Annotated in this window: 18 protein-coding genes; 11 read left to right on the top strand and 7 right to left on the bottom strand. The window is 42.9% G+C overall.

The genetic code is table 11. From position 1 onward, the window contains the following. The gene (gene ilvD / locus KIH41_RS07510; RefSeq protein WP_214162034.1) at window positions 1-1680 is read right to left on the bottom strand and encodes a dihydroxy-acid dehydratase; all 1680 of its coding nucleotides are present in this window, start codon (window positions 1678-1680) and stop codon (window positions 1-3) included. 609 nt (window positions 1681-2289) lie between these two features. Here ilvD and ispE point away from each other — a divergent pair. Beyond that, window positions 2290-3096: a 4-(cytidine 5'-diphospho)-2-C-methyl-D-erythritol kinase gene (ispE, locus tag KIH41_RS07505; RefSeq protein WP_214162033.1), complete on the top strand. Its 807-nt coding sequence runs from the start codon at window positions 2290-2292 to the stop codon at window positions 3094-3096. Here the strand turns inward: ispE and KIH41_RS07500 are convergent, their stop codons facing one another. The 3 genes from KIH41_RS07500 to tgt all read right to left on the bottom strand — a co-directional run bounded on the left by KIH41_RS07500 (window position 3097) and on the right by tgt (window position 6310). Continuing rightward, window positions 3097-4011: a DMT family transporter gene (locus tag KIH41_RS07500; protein WP_213943488.1), complete on the bottom strand. Its 915-nt coding sequence runs from the start codon at window positions 4009-4011 to the stop codon at window positions 3097-3099. Next, entirely contained in the window at window positions 4012-5085 is a 1074-nt protein-coding gene (locus tag KIH41_RS07495) for an LptF/LptG family permease (protein WP_214162032.1), read from the bottom strand. 94 nt (window positions 5086-5179) lie between these two features. Further along, window positions 5180-6310, bottom strand: coding sequence for a tRNA guanosine(34) transglycosylase Tgt (tgt, locus tag KIH41_RS07490; protein WP_214162031.1), 1131 nt, complete (start codon window positions 6308-6310; stop codon window positions 5180-5182). Window positions 6311-6471: 161 nt separating this feature from the next. Here tgt and KIH41_RS07485 point away from each other — a divergent pair, with 161 nt between their 5' ends. The 8 genes from KIH41_RS07485 to KIH41_RS07450 all read left to right on the top strand — a co-directional run bounded on the left by KIH41_RS07485 (window position 6472) and on the right by KIH41_RS07450 (window position 14516). Further along, a complete protein-coding gene (locus tag KIH41_RS07485) occupies window positions 6472-7602 on the top strand; it encodes a glycosyltransferase (protein WP_214162030.1) in 1131 nt (376 codons plus the stop codon). Next, window positions 7593-8204 (top strand): RNA polymerase sigma factor, encoded by a 612-nt coding sequence (locus tag KIH41_RS07480; RefSeq protein WP_213943483.1) that lies wholly within the window; start codon window positions 7593-7595, stop codon window positions 8202-8204. Before KIH41_RS07485 ends, KIH41_RS07480 begins: the two co-directional genes overlap by 10 nt. Before the next feature lie 166 nt (window positions 8205-8370). Beyond that, complete coding sequence (gene rsmG / locus KIH41_RS07475) at window positions 8371-9015, top strand: 16S rRNA (guanine(527)-N(7))-methyltransferase RsmG (RefSeq protein WP_213943482.1); 645 nt, start codon at window positions 8371-8373, stop codon at window positions 9013-9015. Between the two features lie 203 nt (window positions 9016-9218). Further along, window positions 9219-10049 (top strand): alpha/beta fold hydrolase, encoded by an 831-nt coding sequence (locus KIH41_RS07470; RefSeq protein WP_214162029.1) that lies wholly within the window; start codon window positions 9219-9221, stop codon window positions 10047-10049. Window positions 10050-10103: 54 nt separating this feature from the next. Then, window positions 10104-11300: an ATP-binding protein gene (locus KIH41_RS07465; protein ID WP_214162028.1), complete on the top strand. Its 1197-nt coding sequence runs from the start codon at window positions 10104-10106 to the stop codon at window positions 11298-11300. A gap of 115 nt (window positions 11301-11415) precedes the next feature. Further along, window positions 11416-12738 carry a serine hydrolase domain-containing protein gene (locus KIH41_RS07460; protein ID WP_214162027.1) on the top strand — a complete coding sequence of 441 codons (1323 nt, stop codon included), beginning with the start codon at window positions 11416-11418 and terminating at the stop codon, window positions 12736-12738. A 38-nt stretch (window positions 12739-12776) separates the two neighbouring features. Beyond that, on the top strand, window positions 12777-14030 hold the full coding sequence (locus KIH41_RS07455; protein ID WP_214162026.1) for a hypothetical protein: 1254 nt from the start codon (window positions 12777-12779) through the stop codon (window positions 14028-14030). Window positions 14031-14060: 30 nt separating this feature from the next. Then, entirely contained in the window at window positions 14061-14516 is a 456-nt protein-coding gene (locus tag KIH41_RS07450) for a GNAT family N-acetyltransferase (RefSeq protein WP_214162025.1), read from the top strand. Between the two features lie 70 nt (window positions 14517-14586). Here KIH41_RS07450 and KIH41_RS07445 read toward each other — a convergent pair whose 3' ends face one another. Then, entirely contained in the window at window positions 14587-15195 is a 609-nt protein-coding gene (locus KIH41_RS07445; RefSeq protein WP_214162134.1) for a Uma2 family endonuclease, read from the bottom strand. Between the two features lie 195 nt (window positions 15196-15390). Between KIH41_RS07445 and dnaE the strand changes: the two genes are divergently transcribed. Both dnaE and trxA read left to right on the top strand, forming a co-directional pair. After that, complete coding sequence (gene dnaE, locus KIH41_RS07440; RefSeq protein WP_214162024.1) at window positions 15391-19689, top strand: DNA polymerase III subunit alpha; 4299 nt, start codon at window positions 15391-15393, stop codon at window positions 19687-19689. A 97-nt stretch (window positions 19690-19786) separates the two neighbouring features. Next, on the top strand, window positions 19787-20143 hold the full coding sequence (gene trxA, locus KIH41_RS07435; RefSeq protein WP_262897961.1) for a thioredoxin: 357 nt from the start codon (window positions 19787-19789) through the stop codon (window positions 20141-20143). A gap of 198 nt (window positions 20144-20341) precedes the next feature. Here the strand turns inward: trxA and KIH41_RS07430 are convergent, their stop codons facing one another. Together KIH41_RS07430 and nqrE are read right to left on the bottom strand one after the other, a co-directional pair. Continuing rightward, window positions 20342-20935 carry a DUF502 domain-containing protein gene (locus KIH41_RS07430; protein ID WP_213943473.1) on the bottom strand — a complete coding sequence of 198 codons (594 nt, stop codon included), beginning with the start codon at window positions 20933-20935 and terminating at the stop codon, window positions 20342-20344. A 382-nt stretch (window positions 20936-21317) separates the two neighbouring features. Then, on the bottom strand, window positions 21318-21929 hold the full coding sequence (gene nqrE / locus KIH41_RS07425; protein WP_143962316.1) for an NADH:ubiquinone reductase (Na(+)-transporting) subunit E: 612 nt from the start codon (window positions 21927-21929) through the stop codon (window positions 21318-21320). Window positions 21930-21937 lie beyond the last annotated feature (8 nt).

Genomic DNA, 21937 nt, shown 5'->3' with positions numbered 1-21937 from the left:
TTATCTGTCCGTCACGCAGCCTTCAGAAGCTGATGACACTAGGGTTTGATATTTTTTCAAGGTTCCCTGAAGAGGGCTTTTCTTTGGAGCTTTCCACACTCCCTTTCGCTTATCTAATTCTTCTTGGGAAAGTTTAACCTCAATAGAGTGGGTTGCTGCATCAATGGTGATTTTGTCGCCGTTCTTTAATAAGCCTATCGGCCCCCCTTCATAGGCTTCGGGTGTCACGTGCCCTACCACAAAGCCATGCGTACCGCCAGAGAACCGGCCATCAGTAATGAGCGCGACATCAGCGCCCAGTCCAGCCCCTATGATCATGGATGTAGGCTTCAGCATTTCCGGCATTCCGGGACCGCCTTTGGGGCCCACATAACGGATGACTACCACGTGGCCCTTTTCGATTTTCCCATCCCGGATGGCATGATTGGCTTCTTTTTCACTGTCGTAAACTTTGGCTGTGCCAGAAAAAGAGCTTCCTTCCTTCCCAGAAATCTTCGCCACGGATCCCTTTGGCGCCAAATTGCCATGTAGAATGCAAAGGTGGCCAGTTGGTTGGAGCGGCTGCTCAAGGGGGTGGATCACGTTGATTTTGGAAGCAACAATTGGGGCAACATCGGCAAGGTTTTCAGCAAGCGTTTTGCCCGTCACGGTCAAGCAATCCCCGTGAAGTAAACCTTCGTTTAGTAAGTATTTCATAAAGGCAGGCAAGCCGCCCTGCTCGTGCAGATCCTCCATAAGGAATTTTCCGCTTGGCTTGAAGTCGCCCACTACCGGTGTACCATCATTTATCCGCTTGAAATCCTCCAGCCCGAACGCCACTCCTGCTGTTTTGGCAATGGCCAAAAGGTGAAGCACCGCATTGGTACTTCCACCCAAGGCCACCACAACTCGCACGGCATTTTCGAGGCTTTTTCTGGTGATTATTTTCTTTGGAGTAAGGTCTTTTTCTAGAAGTATCGCTATGTATTCGGCTGCCTGCTGGCACTCAATGGCTTTTTCAGGGGATTTGGCGGGATTGCTAGCGCTGTGGGGAAGGGACATCCCCATTGCCTCTATGGCTGATGACATGGTGTTGGCGGTGTACATCCCACCGCAGGCCCCGGCTCCCGGGCAAGAGCTTTTAATCACCCCCATGTAATCCTCATCTGTCAGCAAGCCTTTCACCCTTTTGCCGTAGGCTTCAAATGCGGAAACCACGTTTAGTTTTTCCCCCAAATAATTTCCTGAGCTGATCGTGCCGCCATATACCAAGATGGCCGGGCGGTCCACTCTGAGCATCCCCATGATGGCCCCGGGCATATTTTTATCACAACCTGCCACTGCCACGACGGCGTCGAAGGAATGTCCCAGTATGAATGCCTCAATGGAGTCGGCAATGATCTCACGGGAAGGCAGGCTGTAATGCATTCCTGAAGTGCCCATGGATATGCCGTCACTAATTCCGATGGTGTTAAATTTAAGCCCTGTAAGTTTTTGCTTATCCATCCCAGCCTTGATTTGCTCAGCAAAACCATCCAAGTGCATGTTACAAGGATTGCTTTCGTATCCGCAACTGGCCACTCCCACAAAGGGTTGCTTCATCTTCTGATCCGAAAGGCCAGTGGCGTAGAGCATGGCCATTCCCGCAGGATGCTCCTGATTGTCACTAACTTCCCAACTGTGTTTTTTAAGCTTATTCATAGGTTTGGTTGATAGAGGGGTATAAAAAAAAGTGCCTTATGGATGAGGCACTTCATTTAAGTTAATAGTATAGGGCTGCCTCATCTGCTATTGAAATAGAGAATAATAAAAATAAAGAAACCAAATAGGGCTTTTGCGTGAGACATTACTGTGTTTTACTGTTTGACATTACAATCTTAAACATCATTTCTCAAACAACCAATATTAAATTCTTAATACAGACATTTTGTCAAAATATATTATTTCCTTATTTCCATATTTTCCTAAAATAATTTAGCAAGGATGTACATTGGCAAAACCGCAATTATTAAAACCCATCAAAAAATAGCAAAGGCCAAAATTTTCTACTAATTTAAAAAAACAGCAAAAATCTAAATCGGTATGATTTTTATTTTCAAAAAACACCCCATTTTTTTGCTTAAACAACAAAGAAGATAATTCCCAAATAAACCCAACTTCATGACTATTTTCCTGATTATGGCTGGAATGTTCCGGTTATCTGCCTTTGTCTTTCATTTTAACTTCCTCCAAAGAATTAAATGTTGCTGGTGGCATCATTCAGGATAATCCCATAGCTTTGACACTTGGTAGAAAAAATTAACAGAACAGATGCTAAGTTTTCCAAATGCAAAAATCAATTTAGGCCTTCATGTTACCGGCAAGCGTAAAGATGGCTATCATGAAATCGAGACCTGCATGGTGCCTATTCCATTGTTTGATGCATTAGAAATCATACCTGGCAAAAAGACCGAATTCCAGTCTACTGGCCTGCCCATACCCGGAAAAGAAGCGGACAACCTCATTCTAAAAGGACTTAAATTGATGCGGAAAGACTTCAATGACCTGCCCCACGTCCACATCCATTTGCACAAAAACATCCCGATGGGCGCAGGCCTCGGCGGAGGCTCGGCTGATGGTGCATATGCGCTGAATTCCTTCAACACACTTTTTGACCTACATTTGGAAAGCTGGTTTTTGGAAGACTATGCGGCACAACTAGGAAGTGACTGCCCGTTCTTTATAGAAAACACGCCAAAAATTGCCACAGGAAGAGGCGAAATCCTGGAGCCTGCGGATGTGGATCTGAAAGGAAAGTGGATCCTCTTGATCAACCCTAGTATCCACATAGGAACCAAAGAAGCCTATCAGGGCTTGACTCCCCAAAAACCAGTAAAGTCATTAAAGGATGTTTTACAAGACAGATCAACTTGGAAGGAAAATTTAGTGAATGATTTCGAAAGAAGTATATTTGAGAAATACCCCCAAATAAAAGAAATCAAGGACAAGCTCTATGGACAGGGCGCATTTTATTCAGCCATGTCGGGTTCGGGAGCTACAGTTTTCGGCTTGTTTGAAACTGAGCCGACTATTGTCACATGGCCAGAGGATTACTTCACTTTCAAAGCCCAGCTTTGATTATTGCAAACGAAGCAGCTGTTTGGTTTTTCTTCTTTTGTGGAAATAATTGAACACGGGATATAGGCATACGGAGAGCAAAATGATGCCTGTTCCCACATAAAAACCAGAAGTCATTTTCTCGCTTTCGCCGAAAATCATAAAGGCCAAAATGATTCCATACACTGGTTCCATATTTACCGTGAGGTTGATGGCATACGCGGTCAACCTTTTCATCAGCTCAACAGAAGCCGAAAAGGCATATACAGTACAAACTCCAGCCATCAGAATCAGCCACAACCAATCAAGCCCCTGCCATCCTAGCTGCAACCCATTATCAGTCAAAAATGTGGTGTAAATTGGAAAAAGCATCAGGGTGAAAAGACAAGCGCCGCCCATCTCATAAAAGGTCAAGATATAAGGACTGTGCTTTTTGGTAAACTTGCTATTGATAATAGTGAAAACTGCCCCCAGAAAACCTGAACCAACTGCCATGGTCAAGCCCACCCAGTACCCAAACTCAAATCTGAAGATCACATAAAGTCCTGCAATCACCATCAGCCCTAATACCAACTCGTACCATTTCACCCTTGACTTATTGGCCAGCGGTTCCAAAAAAGCTGTCCAGAGGCTACATGTGGCAAATCCGGCCAATGCCACCGAGACATTCGATATCCTGGCAGCCCAGAAAAATAGTATCCAGTGCATGGAGATAATAAAACCGGTGCTGACTATGGATATCAAGGTTTTTGGAGGCAATCTAAACTGTGCTTTTCTATACCAAAGGATGGCTCCCATGATTAGACAGGCCAGAAAAGTCCTGTAAAAAACAATCTCCACAGCTGGAAATGAGAGAAGCACGCCCAAAATTGCTGTAAATCCCCAAATTAACACCACTAGGTGCAATTTCAGATAATCCTTTACCGAGGACTCCATTTACCTAGGAACGGTTTTATACATCACAAAACCCGTAACCATAAATACCAGGTTTGGTAACCAAACGGTGAGGAGGGGATATTGGGATCCTGATTCCGCGAAAGTTCTGGAAAGCAGGAAAAGAATAATATACACAAACGCCAACCCAAAACCCATGGCTATCTTGAATCCGGATCCTCCACGGGTCTTTTTGGAAGACACAATCACCCCAATAAATGTCAGGATCACAGCGGCAAAAGGCGACATAAACCGTACATACCGTTCGATCCTATAAAAATTGACGTTATCGGCACCTCTTTCTTCCAGGATTACAATCTGTTTGGAAAGCTCTGGCAGAATCAGGGTTTCATGATGGTTTTTGGGCAGGTCAAAATCTTTAGGCGTAATTGAAAGCACCGTATCCATGTTTTCTCCTACGGAGTACTCCTCTTTCATATCCCGCAACTCCCTAAGTCTCCAGTTTTTCACCGTCCAAGCCCTCTTGGCTGTATCCCACACAATCCGGTCGGCAGAAAGTTTTTTCAATAATTGCCCATCTTCAACCTGCTCCATGGTAAACGAATAACCAATGTTTCCCGATGTATAATACCTAGAAAGGTAAGCATAGGTGTCTGGAGAAATCTTGATGTGGATATTTTGCTTATCAAAGGTTCTGTTATCCTCTAGATACTCTGCCTTGAAATTATAAACCCCGGCGGTGGCGATGGGCAGCACCCAGCCGTTCAGCAGAAAACTGGCCACACCGATCAAAACGGCAGAAGCCAAGAAAGGCACCAGCATGCGGGTAAAACTGACACCAGAACTCAAGATGGCAATAATCTCGGTCCTCCCGGCCATTTTGGAGGTGATGAAAATAACTGAAATAAACACCGTAATGGGAGTCAGAAGGTTATTGAGGTACAGCCCATAATTGAGCATGTATTTCAATATCTCGTTTCCTGGCACGTTGTGACGGATAAATGCATCATTTTTCTCGGTAAAATCCAGTACCAAGACAATCAGAATCAACATCAACACCACAAAAAAGTAGGTCTTGAGAAAATCCTTAATGATCAGTTTATCGAGTAATTTCATTCAGTTTGGGGGATTCACTATAACTCAACGCATTAAAAGCAAAAACAATCACTTTTGCAATCAATGTCCAAATTTCAAAATTAGTTTCACTTATCTACAACCTCCTGCTCACTTTCTCCACCATCATATTTTTCCAGGTGGCAAATTCCCCAGACTTGATTTTTTCCCTTGCCTGGCCGACCAGCCATAAGTAAAAACTTAAATTGTGGATACTGGCAATCTGGGCCGCCAGTATTTCCTTACTGATCACCAAATGTCTTAAGTATGCCTTGGTATAAAAGTTACTCACATAACTGTTAAAGCCGCTGTCAATGGGAGAAAAATCATCCTTCCACTTTTCATTCCGCATATTGATAATGCCTTCAGTGGTGAAGAGCATGCCGTTTCGGGCATTCCGGGTTGGCATTACGCAGTCAAACATATCCACGCCCAAAGCGATGCCTTCTAGGATATTGGCTGGGGTACCCACTCCCATAAGGTATCTGGGCTTATCCGTAGGCAGTATCTCCGTAACCAGCTCTGTCATTTCATACATCATTTCCGCAGGTTCTCCAACTGAAAGCCCACCGATTGCGTTGCCCTCTCTGCCGCATGAAGCTATGAATTCCGCCGACTGCTTCCTTAAATCCTTATACACACTGCCCTGAACAATCGGGAACAGGGTCTGGCTGTAACCGTACTTTCCTTCTGTACTATCAAATCGGTCAATGCATCTTTTCAGCCATCTATGCGTCATTTCCATGGAATTGCGCGCATAGCCAAAGTCACATGGATATGGGGTACATTCGTCAAAAGCCATCATAATGTCCGCCCCAATTGTCCGCTGAATATCCATGACACCCTCCGGAGTAAAATTGTGCTTGGAGCCGTCTATATGGGATTTGAACATAACGCCTTTCTCGGTGATCTTGCGAGTTCCCGAAAGGGAAAACACCTGATACCCCCCACTGTCGGTAAGGATAGGCTTGGACCAGCCGTTGAATTTGTGCAACCCACCCGCCTTCTCCAAGACATCCAATCCCGGCCTAAGGTAGAGGTGATAGGTGTTGCCAAGGATAATCTGGGCCTTCACATCATAGGTAAGCTCCCGCTGATGCACGGCCTTCACGGATCCGGCAGTACCCACAGGCATAAAAATAGGTGTTTCTATATCTCCATGATCCGTTTTCACCACTCCGGCTCTCGCCTTGCTTTTCGGATCTGTATTTTCAAGTATAAATTTCATAATCTTTTTAACCAATCCTGCCCTGCCCTTTAATGTCCTAAATGATAAATTGTTGGGACAGGGGTCTTTTCCTCACAGATTTGTAAGCCACAAAAATATAAGCTTATACTTAAAAGAGTTGTGGAAATTGATTTTATATTTACGCTTTATCCATTAACAACATGATCTTTCAGGTTTTGGGGTTACTTTTCCTAACCGCGCTTTTATTTCAGTTTATCTACCTAGTCTGCATTTATGGACGTTTGGCCTTCTTTTTCCGTCCTGTAAAGGAAAACCTGAATGATGCCAACCCAGAAGCAGTCACTATGCTGATAGTAGCCAGAAATGAATATCAAAACCTTCAAAAGCTGATCCCTGAATTGGCCAAGCAGGACTATCCGAAGTTTGAGCTTATGGTGGTGAATGACCAATCCACTGACCAGACTGCTGAGCTACTGGAGGAATTTATGGAAATCTATCCAAACCTGCGCACGGTAACCGTCAACTATACCCCCGCCCATGTCACGCCCAAGAAATACGCCCTTACCTTGGGCATCAAGGTAGCCAAGCATGATGTAATTCTTCTCACTGATGCAGACTGCACCCCTGCATCCAAAAACTGGGCAAAACTGATGACTGCCCCGGTAAGGCTCCAAAACAAAACATTCGCAATCGGCTATGGGGCTTACCGCAAGGATAAAGGCTTTCTCAATTGGCTCATCCAGTACGAAACGGTTTTCACGGCATTGCAGTACTTCTCTTTTGGGCTTTGGAAATCCCCCTACATGGCAGTGGGGAGAAACCTTTGCTACCGCAAAAGCTTTTTTATGGAGAAGAAAGCTTTTAAGAACTTTTGGCATATATTGGGTGGTGACGATGATCTTTTCGTCAACCAGTACGCCAACAGTTCGAACACCAGCATGGTCATAGACCCCGAAAGCATCACCGTTTCGGAACCTAAAAGGACTTTTAGTTCTTATAATATTCAGAAGAAAAGACATTTCCAGGCAGGGAAATATTACAAGACCTTGGATAAACTCAAAATCGGTCTCTTTGCATTTAGCCACCTGTTGTTTTGGGCATCAGGAATTGCATTGATGGCCGTTTCAAAGGACCCGATGATGATTGCCGGCATCGGGGCACTGTTCTTAATCAGGACAACCATCGCCTACGGGGTGTTCCGTGGCGCATATCGGAAATTGGAAGGCCAAACCAAAGTGTTTTGGACCATATTTTTCGATTTGATCTATTTGGGTTATTTTTGGGTCATGGGTACCAAAGGATACCTATCAAAAACAGTTAGATGGAAATAAACGAAAGAGGTTTCTCAGATAAAGCACTAGAAGATTTTGAACTGATCGACAGGGCTGTCGGGCAAAAGGACCAGCAGGCCTTTGCCACTCTGATGAAAAGATACAAGAAAGCAGTTTACTTCATGATCCTCAAAATGATCAGGGACGCCGACGATGCCGACGACCTGACCATGGAGGCTTTTGCCAAGGCATTCAAAAATCTGCATAAATTCAAAAAGGACTACACCTTCAGTACCTGGCTGTTCCGGATTGCTACCAATAATACCATTGACTTCATCCGGAAAAAGAAGCTGAAAACCATGAGTCTTAACAACACCCTGACCGATGATGGCGGAAACAGCGTCAATATCGACGTGGAAGACGATGAGAATAACCCTCAGGATGAATTCATCAAATCCCAAAGGATTGAAATGGTCAGGATTTTTGTGGACAAATTGCCGGCTAAGTATCGGAAATTGGTTCAGCTGAGATATTTCGACGAGCTTTCTTATGACGAGATTGCCGAAGAGTTGGACAAACCGCTCGGCACGGTCAAAGCCCAACTGCATAGATCCCGTGAGCTACTTTACGAAATCGCTCAGGGGAAAAACAAGCATATATAAAAAAAGTAACCACAGAGGACCAGAGGACATAAAGAATTTGGGTATAAGTTCTGCGGTTTCTAAACACACATATAATTAAATTTAAATAACCACAGAGGACCAGAGTACACAGAGATTTAAAATTTTGTACCTCTGTGCCCTTTGCGCCTCTGCGGTTTCTTTTTCTATGAATTCACAATTAGAAACTATATTCAAATACTTCCCAAACCTCACCGATAAGCAAAAGCAGCAGTTTGAACAACTGGAGGAACTGTATGAGGACTGGAACAGCAAAATCAATGTGATTAGCCGCAAGGATTTTGAGAACTTTTACACCAAGCACGTATTGCATTCCTTGGGAATAGCCAAAGTGATGGAGTTTCAACCTGGCACCAAGGTGCTGGACATCGGTACGGGTGGAGGCTTTCCGGGCATCCCGCTGGCGATCATGTTTCCCGACACGCACTTTCACCTGGTCGATTCCATCGGAAAAAAGATCACGGTGGTAAAGGACGTCGTAAAACAACTGGGACTACAAAATGTGGAAGCTCAGCAAACCCGGGCAGAAGGCCTTGTCCGCCGCTATGACTTTATCATCAGCCGTGCTGTTACCAGATTTGCCAATTTTTACCCTTGGGTAAAGGGCAAGTTCAAAAAAGAGGATATCAACGAATACCAAAACGGCATCTTTTACCTCAAAGGAGGTGACGTCGATGAAGAAATGGAAGAAGTCCACTGCTCCTATGTAACTTACCACTTGGAAGATTATTTCGAAGACGAATTCTTCGAAACCAAAAAGGTGGTATATGTGCCATGGGAGGGGAAGCGGTAATTTGTGTACTAAGTACGATGTACTATGTACTAAGTAGGATTTTAGGTTGTCCCGAGGCTGTGCCTCGGGACCATTAAATTTGATGCTTTGCCTCATTTCATTCCTGCTTTCCCCCATTTTTTTGTATTTTAGCTATCTCAGCTGATTTTTTCCTCATGCTATCTCAGTTGACCTGATCCTACGCTAATTATTCATGCATGCTAATGGATAATGTAAAACAAAACAAGACTACCCCAGGCACCCATAAAAGTCCTTTTGGGGATATCCATTATGAACTTTTGCAGAGTGAGGATAAACCCATGGTGGTTTTTATTCATGGTGTGGGAATGGACCACAGGACCTTCGATTTGCAGGTCAAAGCACTCCAATCGGACTATAGTGTTCTGGTTTGGGATTTGCCCGGGCATGGCAAGTCTACACTGAAAAATTACAACAAGCGGTTTACAAGACTGTCAGCAGAATGCCTGAATGGGCTAATAGAAGAACTTAAGATACCTAAAGCATTTTTTGTGGGGCAATCCTTGGGCAGCATGATTGTCCAGCATTTTGAAAGGATGTATCCGGAAAAAGGTGCAGCCACCATCCATGTGCCTGGCATCAGATTGAAGTCGCATATTGGACCTTGGGCGAAAAAACTTGTGCCTTCGCTGATGTTCATGCTTAAGCTAATCCCCGCAAATATGTTTTATTCGGCTTTCGGCAAACACCGGGCTGAAAAGAAAGAGGTTCAGGACTATCTGTCGGAAACCATGAGGAGAACCGGTAAAAAACTGGCCTTGAAAATTACTGAGGACATGGTTTATGACTTGATAGACCAATCCCCCGCCCCTCAGAATTCCCCGTCCCTTATCACTTATGGCAAAAAAGACCTGTTTTTTATAAGAAACGCGGCCGAACAGTGGCACAAGGAGGCCCCAGGCAGCAAGTGTGTCGAGATCCAAAGTGCCAACCACATTGCCAATCAGGATAATCCTGAAGCGTTCAACAAGGCATTGATTGGTTTTTTAAAAAGCCTTACCATTGCAAACAAATAAATATGTTTATCCAAATAAACAATTCACCCTTATTTTTGTATATTTGAATAAACAATGAACCCCCTGTATAATAAATATCGTTCGCTTCTAAACACTATCAAGCTTAACTTTAAGCGCTCCCTGATTGGTGAAATCAACTGGCAGAGCAGGGGCATCTGCATTACCGGGGCCCGGGGGACGGGGAAATCCACCTTGATGCTCCAATATATCAAAGAGAACCTCTCTCCTAGTGAAGCTTTATACCTATCCTTGGACGACCTTTACTTTAAGCAACACAGTTTGGTTGAGGTAGCCGAAAGCTTTATCCAACAGGGCGGAAAATATTTGTTTCTGGATGAAGTCCATAAGTATGATGACTGGCAATTAGCAGTGAAAAATATTTATGACTTTAATCCAGAGTTAAAACTTATCCTCTCGGGCTCCTCCATCTTGGCCCTCCAAAAATCTGTGGCGGATCTCAGCCGAAGGTTGGTCTATTATGAGCTTCCTGAACTCTCCTTAAGGGAATATATTGCAATAAAAAGCAATCTGGGACTCCCCCGTTATTCCATTGCGGATATTTTGACCCATCATATGGAAATATCCAATGAGCTTTCGTCCAAAGTACCTTTGCCATTGGCTGAACTTGCAAAACATCTTCAATTTGGAGCCTATCCCTTTTTCTTGGAGGGGGAGCAGGATTTTTTTGCTAAGATAACCCAGCTGATCAACTTGATTATCGACTATGATCTGCCTTTCGGGAAAGATATAACCGTAGCCACCCAGTCAAAACTGAAGAAGCTCCTTTATATCCTTTCCACTTCCGTTCCTTTTACGCCCAACATTTCCAAACTTGCGGAAAAGACCGAGACCACCAGGTTACAATTGTTGGAATTTCTTCATCTTCTTGAAGCCTCCCGGTTGGTCAGAAACTTAAGGAGCTCAACCGTCGGGGTCAGCATGATGAACAAGCCGGACAAAATTTACCTGCACAATACCAGCCTTATCCATGCGCTGGCAGAAGGCACACCCGAAAAAGGCAACATCAGGGAAACTTTTACCATGGCACAGTTACAGAATGCAGGCCTGAAAATAACCTTTCCAAAAAACGGAGATTTCCTGGTCAATGGGAAATACCTTTTCGAAGTCGGGGGCAAACAGAAAAACCAAAAGCAGATCCACGCAGAGAAGGATATCTATATCATCGCAGATGACCTTGTCCATGGTTATGGAAATAAAGTACCGATGTATCTATTGGGCTTCCTATATTAATTCCCCAAAACCTTTCATTTCCACCTTGAAGGATATATCAATGCTCACCCCACCCTGTTGCTATTGAAACTAAAAACGTCTATTTTGTATGGAATTCCCCATAAATGGTATAAAAATGAAACAAACGCTTTTTTTGGTTTGCTTATTGGGCCTTTTAAACCAGGTTGGTTTTGCCCAGGATTTTGACAGAGAGAAGTTGGACCGTTATTTTGAAGCCCTTGAGCAAAACGACAAGTTTATGGGCAGTGTGGCCGTGTCACAAAACGGTGAGCTCATTTACACCAAATCTGTTGGGTTTTGCGACTTGGAAAACAATGAAAAACCGGATCAAGATTCCAAATATCGCATAGGCTCCATATCAAAGACATTTACGGCAGTATTGACGCTATTGGCGGTAGAGCATGATAGACTGCAACTCGACCAGACTCTGGATGATTTTTTCACCACCATACCCAACGCTGACCGCATTACCATCACCAACCTATTGAACCATCGGAGCGGCATCCATAATTTTACCAGTGACCCGGATTACCTCACTTGGCTTACTGAAGCCAAAACAGAACAGGAAATGGTGGAGATTATCACCAATGCAGGAAGCGATTTTGAGCCCGGCAGGCGGGCAGCGTACAGCAACTCCAATTATGTGCTGCTTTCCTATATCCTGGAGAAAGCCTTCGAGCAATCTTATGAAAATATTTTAACGGAATATATCACCAGGCCTGTTGGTTTGGAAAATACTTTTTTAGGTGGAAAAATCAACCCCAAAAACAATGAATGCAATTCTTATCGCTTTGCCAACAGTTGGAAAATTGAACCCGAGACGGATATTTCCATTCCATTGGGTGCAGGAGGGATCGTTTCTACTCCAAGCGATTTGGTAAAGTTTAGTGATGCTTTATTTGCGGGTAAAATACTTCGGGAAGAAAGCCTTGAGAAGATGAAAACTATAGAGGACAATTTTGGGAGGGGGCTTTACCAGATGCCCTTCAACGGCAGAACGGGACTGGGGCACAGTGGGGTAATAGACGGATTTTCATCCACATTTATCCATTATACTGATGGTGGGATATCCTACGCGATGATTTCCAATGGCACAAGTTACAAAAACAATAACATATCCATTGCCGTATTGAGAGCAGTCTATGGAATGCCTTTTACCGTTCCTGAGTTTAAGGCTTTTGATGTCAGTCCCGAAGAGCTCGACCAGTATGTGGGGACCTATACCTCCTCTCAATTCCCTTTGGATATCACCATCACCAAAGAAGATGGGGTATTGAAAGGCCAAGCCACCGGTCAATCTGCCTTCCCTCTTGAAGCAACCGCAAAAGACAAATTTGAAAATAGCCAACTCGTTTTGGTATTGGAATTTAATCCAGAAGAAGAAAAGATGGTGCTCAAACAGGGCGGCGCGGAGTTTGAAATGAAAAGGGAGAATTAACATTAAAATGAGGCGGACTTAATAACCCCGGAAAAAGCATGACTACAGTTAAAAAATTTGGATTATATTTTTTATTTTCCTATATTTTATTAAACACTTTACTTTTCCCGCTAGAACTCTTACCCTATTTGGATATAGTAAATGTATGGTTAAACTACCCAATAGAGCAATTATCTAAAATTTTATGGGTAGACACCTCGTATATGGACAATAAATTTGACTTAGAAGAAGTAGATATTAGTGATAGCTTTTCAAATTACTTACATTGGATAACAAAAATTTCACTGGCACTTTTCTTAAGCATATTCTTATTGTTTATTAAGATTCCACATTCAATACCCTCAAATGCCCAAAGTTTTCTGTTCACGTATATAAGATACTATTTAGCCTTTTACATGATTACCTATGGATTGGCTAAAATCTTTCTTATTCAATTTTTCTCCTTAAATCTGACTAGCTATATAGTGCCAATAGGAGACTATTCTCCATATGGGTTGCTGTGGGCATTTATGGAAATATCCGAGCCATACCAGATTATTGGAGGAATTCTTGAATTTTTAGGAGGTATTTTGCTCTTTTTCAGAAGAACCACGCTCATTGGGGGTCTAATTATTCTGGGAGTTATGTCCAACGTAGTAATGTTTAACCTTTTCTATGGGTTACCGGTGAAAATTATTTCGGTAAATTACCTTTTCATGACATTTATTTTAATCTCCTATAATGCTGATAAATTATTCAATTTCTTTATTTCAAAAAAACAGGTATATTTAAAAGAAATACCTGCTATAAATAATCTAATTTCTAAATCTAAAATTTACTTCCCTCTAAAGTCTTTATTAGTAATTTATTTGCTATACTTTTCATTGCATAATTCATACAGCAATTATGAATTTCTAAAATTAAATAAAGAGGAGCCTGTTATTTCTGGAATCTATCGAATAGAGTCAACTTTTAAAAATGGTCAAGACATTTCTAACCTAATTGATGAGTCAAGAAATTATAAATACTTGATATTTGATCTGAATTATTTAGGAAATATCTATATGCAAGCCACCAATTATCAGGATGAGAGTTCAAACTACTATATAAACAAACCTGACGAAACAAGTTTTGATTGGACTAGTAAAAAAGACAGCACCAATCAATTTGCCTTTGACTTCAATATTGAACAAGAGAAAATTTACCTTATAGGGATTTGGCAATCTGATACATTGAGGATTTCTGGTAGAAAATTAGGCAAAGATAATTTCCCTCTTATGGATAGGAAAATCCGTCTGTTAAGAGGTGATTGAATTGAGAATAGGATAGAGGATATAATAAAAATGAATTTAGACATCAAAGTTTTAACCCCAGCCGACCTAGGGACTTTTCAGGAGCTTTTGGATGTGTTTGACCATGTCTTTGAGTATAAGCCTTACACCCGCCCAGATTCCAATTACCTCGTAGAAGTACTAAGGAAAGATGGGTTTATAGCAGTAGTAGCCACTGTTGATAACCAAACCGTCGCCGGGCTAACCGCCTACGTGCTTACCCAGTACCATTCCACTAAGCCCCTCCTGTATATCCATGACTTGGCGGTGTTCCAGCCCTTCCAGAGAAAGGGGATCGGCAGCAGGTTGTTGGAATTTTTAAAAGAGCATTGCGTAAGAAATGGCTTCCAGGAGATGTACCTTCAGGCCGAACTCGAAGACAAATATGCTCTTGACTTCTACCGGAGCACCGGTCCAAGCGATGAACTCCAGGCGGTGAATTTTAATTACATGACAACAGAAGATTAACTGCCATTAGAAATTAACCACAAAGTCTCAGATGTTCAAAAAAGTAACACACAGTATAATTGGATACACCCTACTTTACCCGATCGAACACCTCATCCAAATCCAATTTAAATCCTTTTATACAAGATGACTCTATTACATCTCCTGTGGTATACAACTTTGAGGCTTTGTAATATCCATGATGAAGAGTGTAAATCAAAAAATTCTGTGTTTCAGGTTGTATAACCCAATATTCCTTAACTCCACTTTCCTGGTAAACCTCATATTTGTCCTTTAGCTCTTTGCGATTGTCTCCGGGAGAAAGGATTTCCACCACTAAATCAGGAGCCCCTATGCAACCTGCATCATCCAGTTTACCTGGATCGCATATCACGCAAATGTCAGGTTGCACAACAGTGGTAATGTCCTCGTTCTTTTTAGACCCAAAGGGCAATCGAACATCAAATGGCGCGACATAAACTTGGCAGGTACCTCGATCCAAGTAATTATAAAGGGGCATAGAAACCTCCCTTGAAATTTCTTGATGTATCCTCTTTGGTGCCGAAGGCTGCCGAAAAACCTTCCCCTTTATCAACTCTACCATGCCGTCAATCTCCCAAGTCAGGTAATCTGCATAAGTGTACCTCCCACATTCGGAAAACGGCTCCTCTAACTGACTGTTTTTCTCCCCCTTTTCCATCTTTTCCTTACCCTTTATATAAAATACTAAAGTAATGAAAATCAAAGTAAAATCCTCTTACTATAAAATCATAATGAACTATAAACCAACCTCTTCACACGATAACCTTTATTATTATGTGACAATTTCCGCCACTCTTCTGGTAGATGAATTGGATAAATCTTAATTTAGAATCCCCAAATCAAAGGAAGCTGCATGTACTTAATTTTTGACACCGAAACCACAGGTTTACCCAGAGACTATAACGCCCCCATAACAGACCTGGATAACTGGCCACGGCTGGTCCAGCTCGCGTGGCAGTTGCACGATGAGCGCGGTAAGTTGATCTCCAATCAAAACTACATTGTGAAACCGGAAGGTTTTACCATTCCCTACAATGCGGAGAAGGTCCATGGTATTTCTACCGACCGCGCCTTGAAAGAAGGGCATGACCTGGAGAAAGTATTGAAGATTTTCCATGAGGACGTAGAAAAGGCTAAGTACTTGGTCGGCCACAATATTGGCTTTGACATCAATGTCTGCGGCTCGGAATACCTGAGGAAGGAAGTTCCGATGAAGCTGATGGACATGCAGGAGCTGGATACCAAGGATATTTCCACAGAATTCTGCGCCATCCCTGGAGGAAAGGGCGGAAAATTCAAATGGCCAACCCTTACGGAACTTCACCATAAACTTTTTAATGTTGGCTTTGATGACGCCCACGATGCAGCCTATGATGTGGACGCCACGGCCAAATGTTTCTTTGGGCTGATCACCCAGGAAGTGCTGGCTCCTGAGCCTGGCATTTCTCATGATGAGGTGATATACGAAGCACCGAAATTGGATATTGCCAATTTTGCCAACGCCAAAGATACCACAAAGCAGGCCGCCAAGGATGTACTGAAGGCTGCTGGCAAGGCTGATATCAGTGATTTGGTGGACGTACCGTTTACACACCTTCACGTTCACACACAGTTTTCAGTTCTTCAGGCTACCTCTGAAATTCCTGCACTTATCAACAGGGCAAAGGAATTGGGCATGCCTGCTATTGCCATGACCGACCATGGTAACATGATGGGGGCTTTTAACTTTGTGAAAGAAGCCTTAAATGCAGACCTTACCCCAATCCTCGGCTGTGAGTTTAATGTGTGTCGTGACCGTAAAAACAAGTCCCAAAAAGACAATGGCTATCAAACTGTCCTGCTTGCCAAAAATAAAGCAGGATATCATAATTTAGCCAAACTAGCTTCTTACGCCAATATTGAAGGGTTTTATTACGTCCCCAGGATTGATAAGGAAGTTCTTGTTCAGTATAAAGGGGATTTGATCGCCACCACAGGAGGTTTATTTGGGGAGATCCCATTCTTGATCCTCAACGTGGGGGAAACCCAGGCGGAAGAAGCCTTTGTGTGGTGGAAGGAGCAGTTTGGAGAGGATTTTTATGTAGAGTTAAATCGCCACGGGATTCCGGAAGAAGAAAAAGTAAATGAGGTTTTACTTCGATTTGCCCATAAATATGGTGTGAAATATTTCGCTGCCAATAATACCTATTACAACCAAAAGGCGGATGCCAACGCCCATGACATCCTTCTGTGCGTAAAGGATGGGGAGAAAACCGATGGGCCGGATAGAAAGGAAAAAAGATACATTGGGAAAATGGGCCGGGAATTCCGATTCGGATTTCCCAATGAGGAGTTCTACCTAAAGAGCCCTGATGAGATGAAAAAGCTCTTTGTCGATCTTCCCGAAGCTATCATCACTACCAATGAGATTCTTGGCAAAATCGAGCGATATAAACTAGCTAGGGAAGTTTTACTTCCCAAATTTGACATTCCTCAGGAGTTTGTTGACCCACAGGACGATATTGATGGAGGCAAACGGGGAGAAAACGCCTTCCTCCGTCACCTCACCTATGTAGGCGCCGAAAAGCGTTACGGTGAAATTACGGATGTTATCCGCGAAAGACTTGATTTTGAATTGGCCACCATTGCCAACACCGGTTATCCGGGTTATTTCCTTATTGTGCAGGATTTTACCACGGCCGCACGAGAAATGGGCGTTTCGGTAGGTCCTGGGAGGGGGTCGGCGGCAGGTTCCGCAGTTGCCTATTGTGTAGGAATTACGAATGTGGACCCCATCAAGTACGATCTCCTTTTTGAGAGATTCCTAAACCCAGATAGGGTTTCCCTTCCCGATATTGATATTGACTTTGATGATGAAGGACGTCAAAGTGTAATCGATTATGTAATCAAAAAATACGGCGCCAACCAAGTGGCCCAGATCATCACCTATGGTACCATGGCAGCAAAATCTGCTATCAGGGATACCGCAAGGGTTTTGAACCTTCCCTTAAGTGAAGCTGATAAACTGGCCAAGTTGGTACCAGACATCAAGCTAAAGGCACTTTTTGATTTAGCCAATGACAGAGCCAAATTAGTAAACAAGCTTAAAAACAATTCTGAAAGTGTCGCCCAGGCAGAAGAGCTGATCAGGATATCCAAAGGAAGAGATGAGACCGCCAGAACCATAAACCAAGCGACCGTCTTAGAAGGCTCGGTGCGTAACCTAGGCATCCACGCCTGTGGGGTCATTATTACCCCGGCTGACATTACCAATTATGTCCCTGTAGCCCTTGCCAAGGACTCGGACATGTTCTGTACTCAATTTGACAACGCCGTGGTGGAAAACGCCGGCCTGCTCAAAATGGACTTTTTGGGGCTTAAGACCCTTACCCTGATTAAGGATGCGGTCAAAATCGTAAAGGAGCGCCACGGGATTGAACTTGATCCGGAAGCTTTTCCTATTGATGACGAGAAAACTTATGAGCTTTTCCAACGGGGAGAGACGGTTGGGATTTTCCAATATGAATCCGCTGGTATGCAAAAATACATGCGGGAGCTCAAGCCAACGGTGTTTGCCGATTTGATCGCCATGAACGCCCTTTATCGACCAGGACCGTTGGAATATATCCCGAGCTTTATCAAGCGTAAGCACGGTACCGAGCCGATTACCTATGACTTGGATGATATGAAGGAATATCTGGAAGAGACATATGGTATTACCGTTTATCAAGAGCAAGTGATGCTCCTGTCGCAAAAGCTGGCCGACTTCACCAAAGGTGAGGCAGATGTACTGCGTAAGGCCATGGGTAAGAAGCAAAAAGATGTACTGGATAAAATGAAGCCTAAATTTGTCGACCAAGCAGCTGCCAAGGGTCATGACAAGAAGAAGCTGGAAAAAATCTGGAAAGACTGGGAAGCATTTGCATCTTACGCTTTTAACAAATCCCACTCGACCTGCTATGCCTGGATTGCATACCAGACCGCTTACCTGAAAGCCCACTACCCTGCCGAATACATGGCCTCTGTGCTTTCCAACAACATGAATGACATCTCCCAAGTGACTTTCTTCATGGAGGAATGTAAGCGTATGGGAATTGAGGTATTGGGACCGGATGTAAATGAATCCAAGCGGGGCTTTACGGTAAACCAGGAAGGACAGGTACGTTTCGGATTGGCGGCTATTAAAGGTGCTGGTGGAACAGCCGTGGACTCGATAATCGCCGAAAGATTAGAAAAAGGGCCATACAAGAATCTCTTTGATTTCACCAAAAGGGTAAACCTAAAAGCGGTAAACAAAAAGACCTTGGAAGCCTTAGCCATGGCTGGTGGATTCGATTGCTTTAAGGAATATCATAGACGTCTTTTCTTGGAGGCACCAGATGGTGAAGTGACTTTACTTGAAAAAGCCGTCAAATACGCCCAAAAAGTAGCCGCAGAAGCTGACAGCTCACAGGTAAGCTTGTTTGGTGGAGGCAGCGGTATGGAAGTGCCATTGCCGAGTATTCCACAGATGGAGCCCTTTAGCCAACTGCAGCAACTGAACATTGAAAAAGAAGTGGTTGGGCTTTATATATCTGGACATCCCTTGGATCAATTCAGGGTGGAATTTGAGTCATTTACCAACACCCCCCTGCCAGAAATAAACAACATAGAGGCTCTCAGAGCTAAAGGAGAAATAAAGGCCGCTGGAATGGTGACATCCTTTGCCCATAGGACTACCAAAACGGGGAAACCTTTTGGCACCCTTACGATGGAGGATTACCACGGAGGGCATACGTTTTTCATCTTTGGAGAGGATTATATAAGGTTTAAGGAATACTTTATGACGGGGTGGTTCTTATATCTGACAGGTTCTGTCCACCCTAATAAATGGAAGGAAAACGAGTTTGAGTTCAAGATCAATAACATGTCACTACTCGATGAACTCAGGGCAAAGATGGTAAAGGGCCTACGGGTGAATATTGATTTGGATGATTTGACCTTAGACTTGATGGAAAGACTTGAAAAAGTGACCCAGAAATATAAAGGAGAAGCCAAACTGTATATCAACGTGATCGATAAAAAGGAAAATATCACGCTGGATCTCATGTCCACCAAATATACCATTGACCCAAGTAATGAAATGATTGAGGAGCTGAGACTGATGCCGGAGGTGATGTATAAGATTATTTAAGACCGAAGACCGAAGACGGGAAACCGGAGTAAATAAATATGTTCTTTCTAAGTAAAATTTTGAACTTATTCCCAGCTAAAAGGCTTTTCTATTATATTTGAAAAAAGAATCTAAAACACAACCAATAAATAATATGGCTAAAGCAATCGAAATCACGGACGCTAATTTTGAGGAAGTAATCAAATCTGAACAACCTATCTTGGTTGATTTTTGGGCCGAATGGTGCGGACCATGTAAAATGATCGGACCTGTAGTGGAAGAAATAGCGGGTGAATATGAAGGCAAAGCAGTGGTAGGTAAAGTAGACGTAGACTCCAATCCTAACGTAGCTGCCAAATTCGGTATCAGAAGTATCCCTACTTTATTGTTCTTCAAGAACGGAGAAATCGTAGATAAGCAAGTAGGTGCTGTACCTAAGACTGTATTGGCTCAGAAGCTTGATGCACAAATGTAATTGAAGCAAAAACTTATAAAAAAGCCTGATGGTAGATTACCATCAGGCTTTTTTCATGTCAGAAGAACCGAGTGGTTAATTCACCGCAAAGCTTTTTAAGGTAGCGCAAAGCCAAAGTGTTATTTTAAATTTTCAATAATAATCAATATAAACGTTGCAAACTTTACGTCTTTACGAGAAATATTATTGATAAAGAAGCTACTTTTTAATCGTGTTTTCAAAGCTTTCTTCGGGCCTTTGAAGCTCGGATACACCACCGGAGACGATGAATTTCATCACGTCGGCATTGTTGATATTTTCCACTATTTTGATGTTTTCTTTTGGGACCATATAAAGGTTACCAGAAAAATTATAGGAGTGTGGAAAGTAAACGGCGGCTAGCCCAGGTTCTTCTATCATGGCCATGTCCTCTTGAGTCAGGAAACCCAGCCTGTACATGTTATCGGACAGTTTAACAGTTACGGTTACATTAAACTTCTTTTTGTCCCCTACAAAGGCCTGCATGAGGTCTTTGATACTGGTGTAGACTATATTGACCAATGGGATTTTAAACAGCCATTTTTCGACCAGGTCAAATATGGGTCTAGTCACGAAAATACTCGCCATATAGCCTACAAAAGTAATAAAGGCAAGCATAATCAAAATACCCAATCCAGGAACAGGAAGGGGTATGATGCTATCCAAAAACACCACAATGGAGAAAATGATGTAAATGGTCAAGGCCAAAGGCACAACAAAGAGCAACCCCCTCAGGAAGTATTTCAAAAAGCGCCGAGTAGTAAAAGATGACATGGTTTTTAGAGAAAAGTGTAGATAAAAATACGAGGAAAAACAATGCCAATATTATTTTGGGATAAAACTTTAAAATGGTGAAATGGTAAATTATGAATTATGAATACCAATTGAGGTATTATATTGGTTCACCCACCCATCTTAAGAGCGAAGCTTTGAAGGAGAGTCACGAGAATAAGAGCGGAAAATGTCAGAAAAGCGCCAAAACTCCTCCTCAAAACTGCGGGACTTGCTGCGGTGCACTTTGTAATTGATACCTAGTACTTAGATCCCTTTCGTTGCTACAATATTAGAAACCTGAGGTAAAAAGAAAATGTAGATAAGTAAACGCAAAAAGCCCCTTCACCAAAGTGAAAGGGCTTTTTTAATGTATTTCTAGATCTTAAAGATCGATACCCATAAAGGACATGAAGGCAATGCCCATAAGTCCAGTGATAAGCATCGTGATACCAAGACCTTTCAATCCGTTAGGCACATTTGAATACTTCAGTTTCTCTCTGATGGCAGCCAAAGCTACAATGGCTAAGAAGAAACCTGTACCAGAGCCCGCACCGTATACCGCAGCCTCAGCCAAAGTATAATCTCTACCGGCCATGAAAAGGGAACCACCAAGGATCGCACAGTTTACCGCGATCAAAGGAAGGAAGATACCCAAAGAACCATATAGAGCCGGAGCGAATTTTTCGATGATCATTTCCACCAACTGTACCATGGCCGCAATAACGGCGATGAACATGATGAATCTAAGGAAAGTTAAATCGATAGTGGCAAATTGCTCACCCAAGAAGGCCAAAGCACCTTCCTTTAGGATAAATTCGTTCAACAACCAGTTAACCGGTACGGTCACTGATAGAACGAAGATTACTGCTGCACCTAGACCAAGGGCTGTAGATACCTTCTTGGAAACCGCCAAGAAAGAACACATACCTAGGAAATAGGCAAATACCATGTTATCAATAAAGATTGATCTGATAGCTAAATTAAATAATTCCATTTCTTAGA

The sequence above is a fragment of the Litoribacter ruber genome (assembly GCF_018500185.1).
Lineage (GTDB): Bacteria > Bacteroidota > Bacteroidia > Cytophagales > Cyclobacteriaceae > Litoribacter > Litoribacter ruber.
Note: the sequence above shows the minus strand (reverse complement) of the source record. Positions and strands in the feature narration are given on the sequence as shown.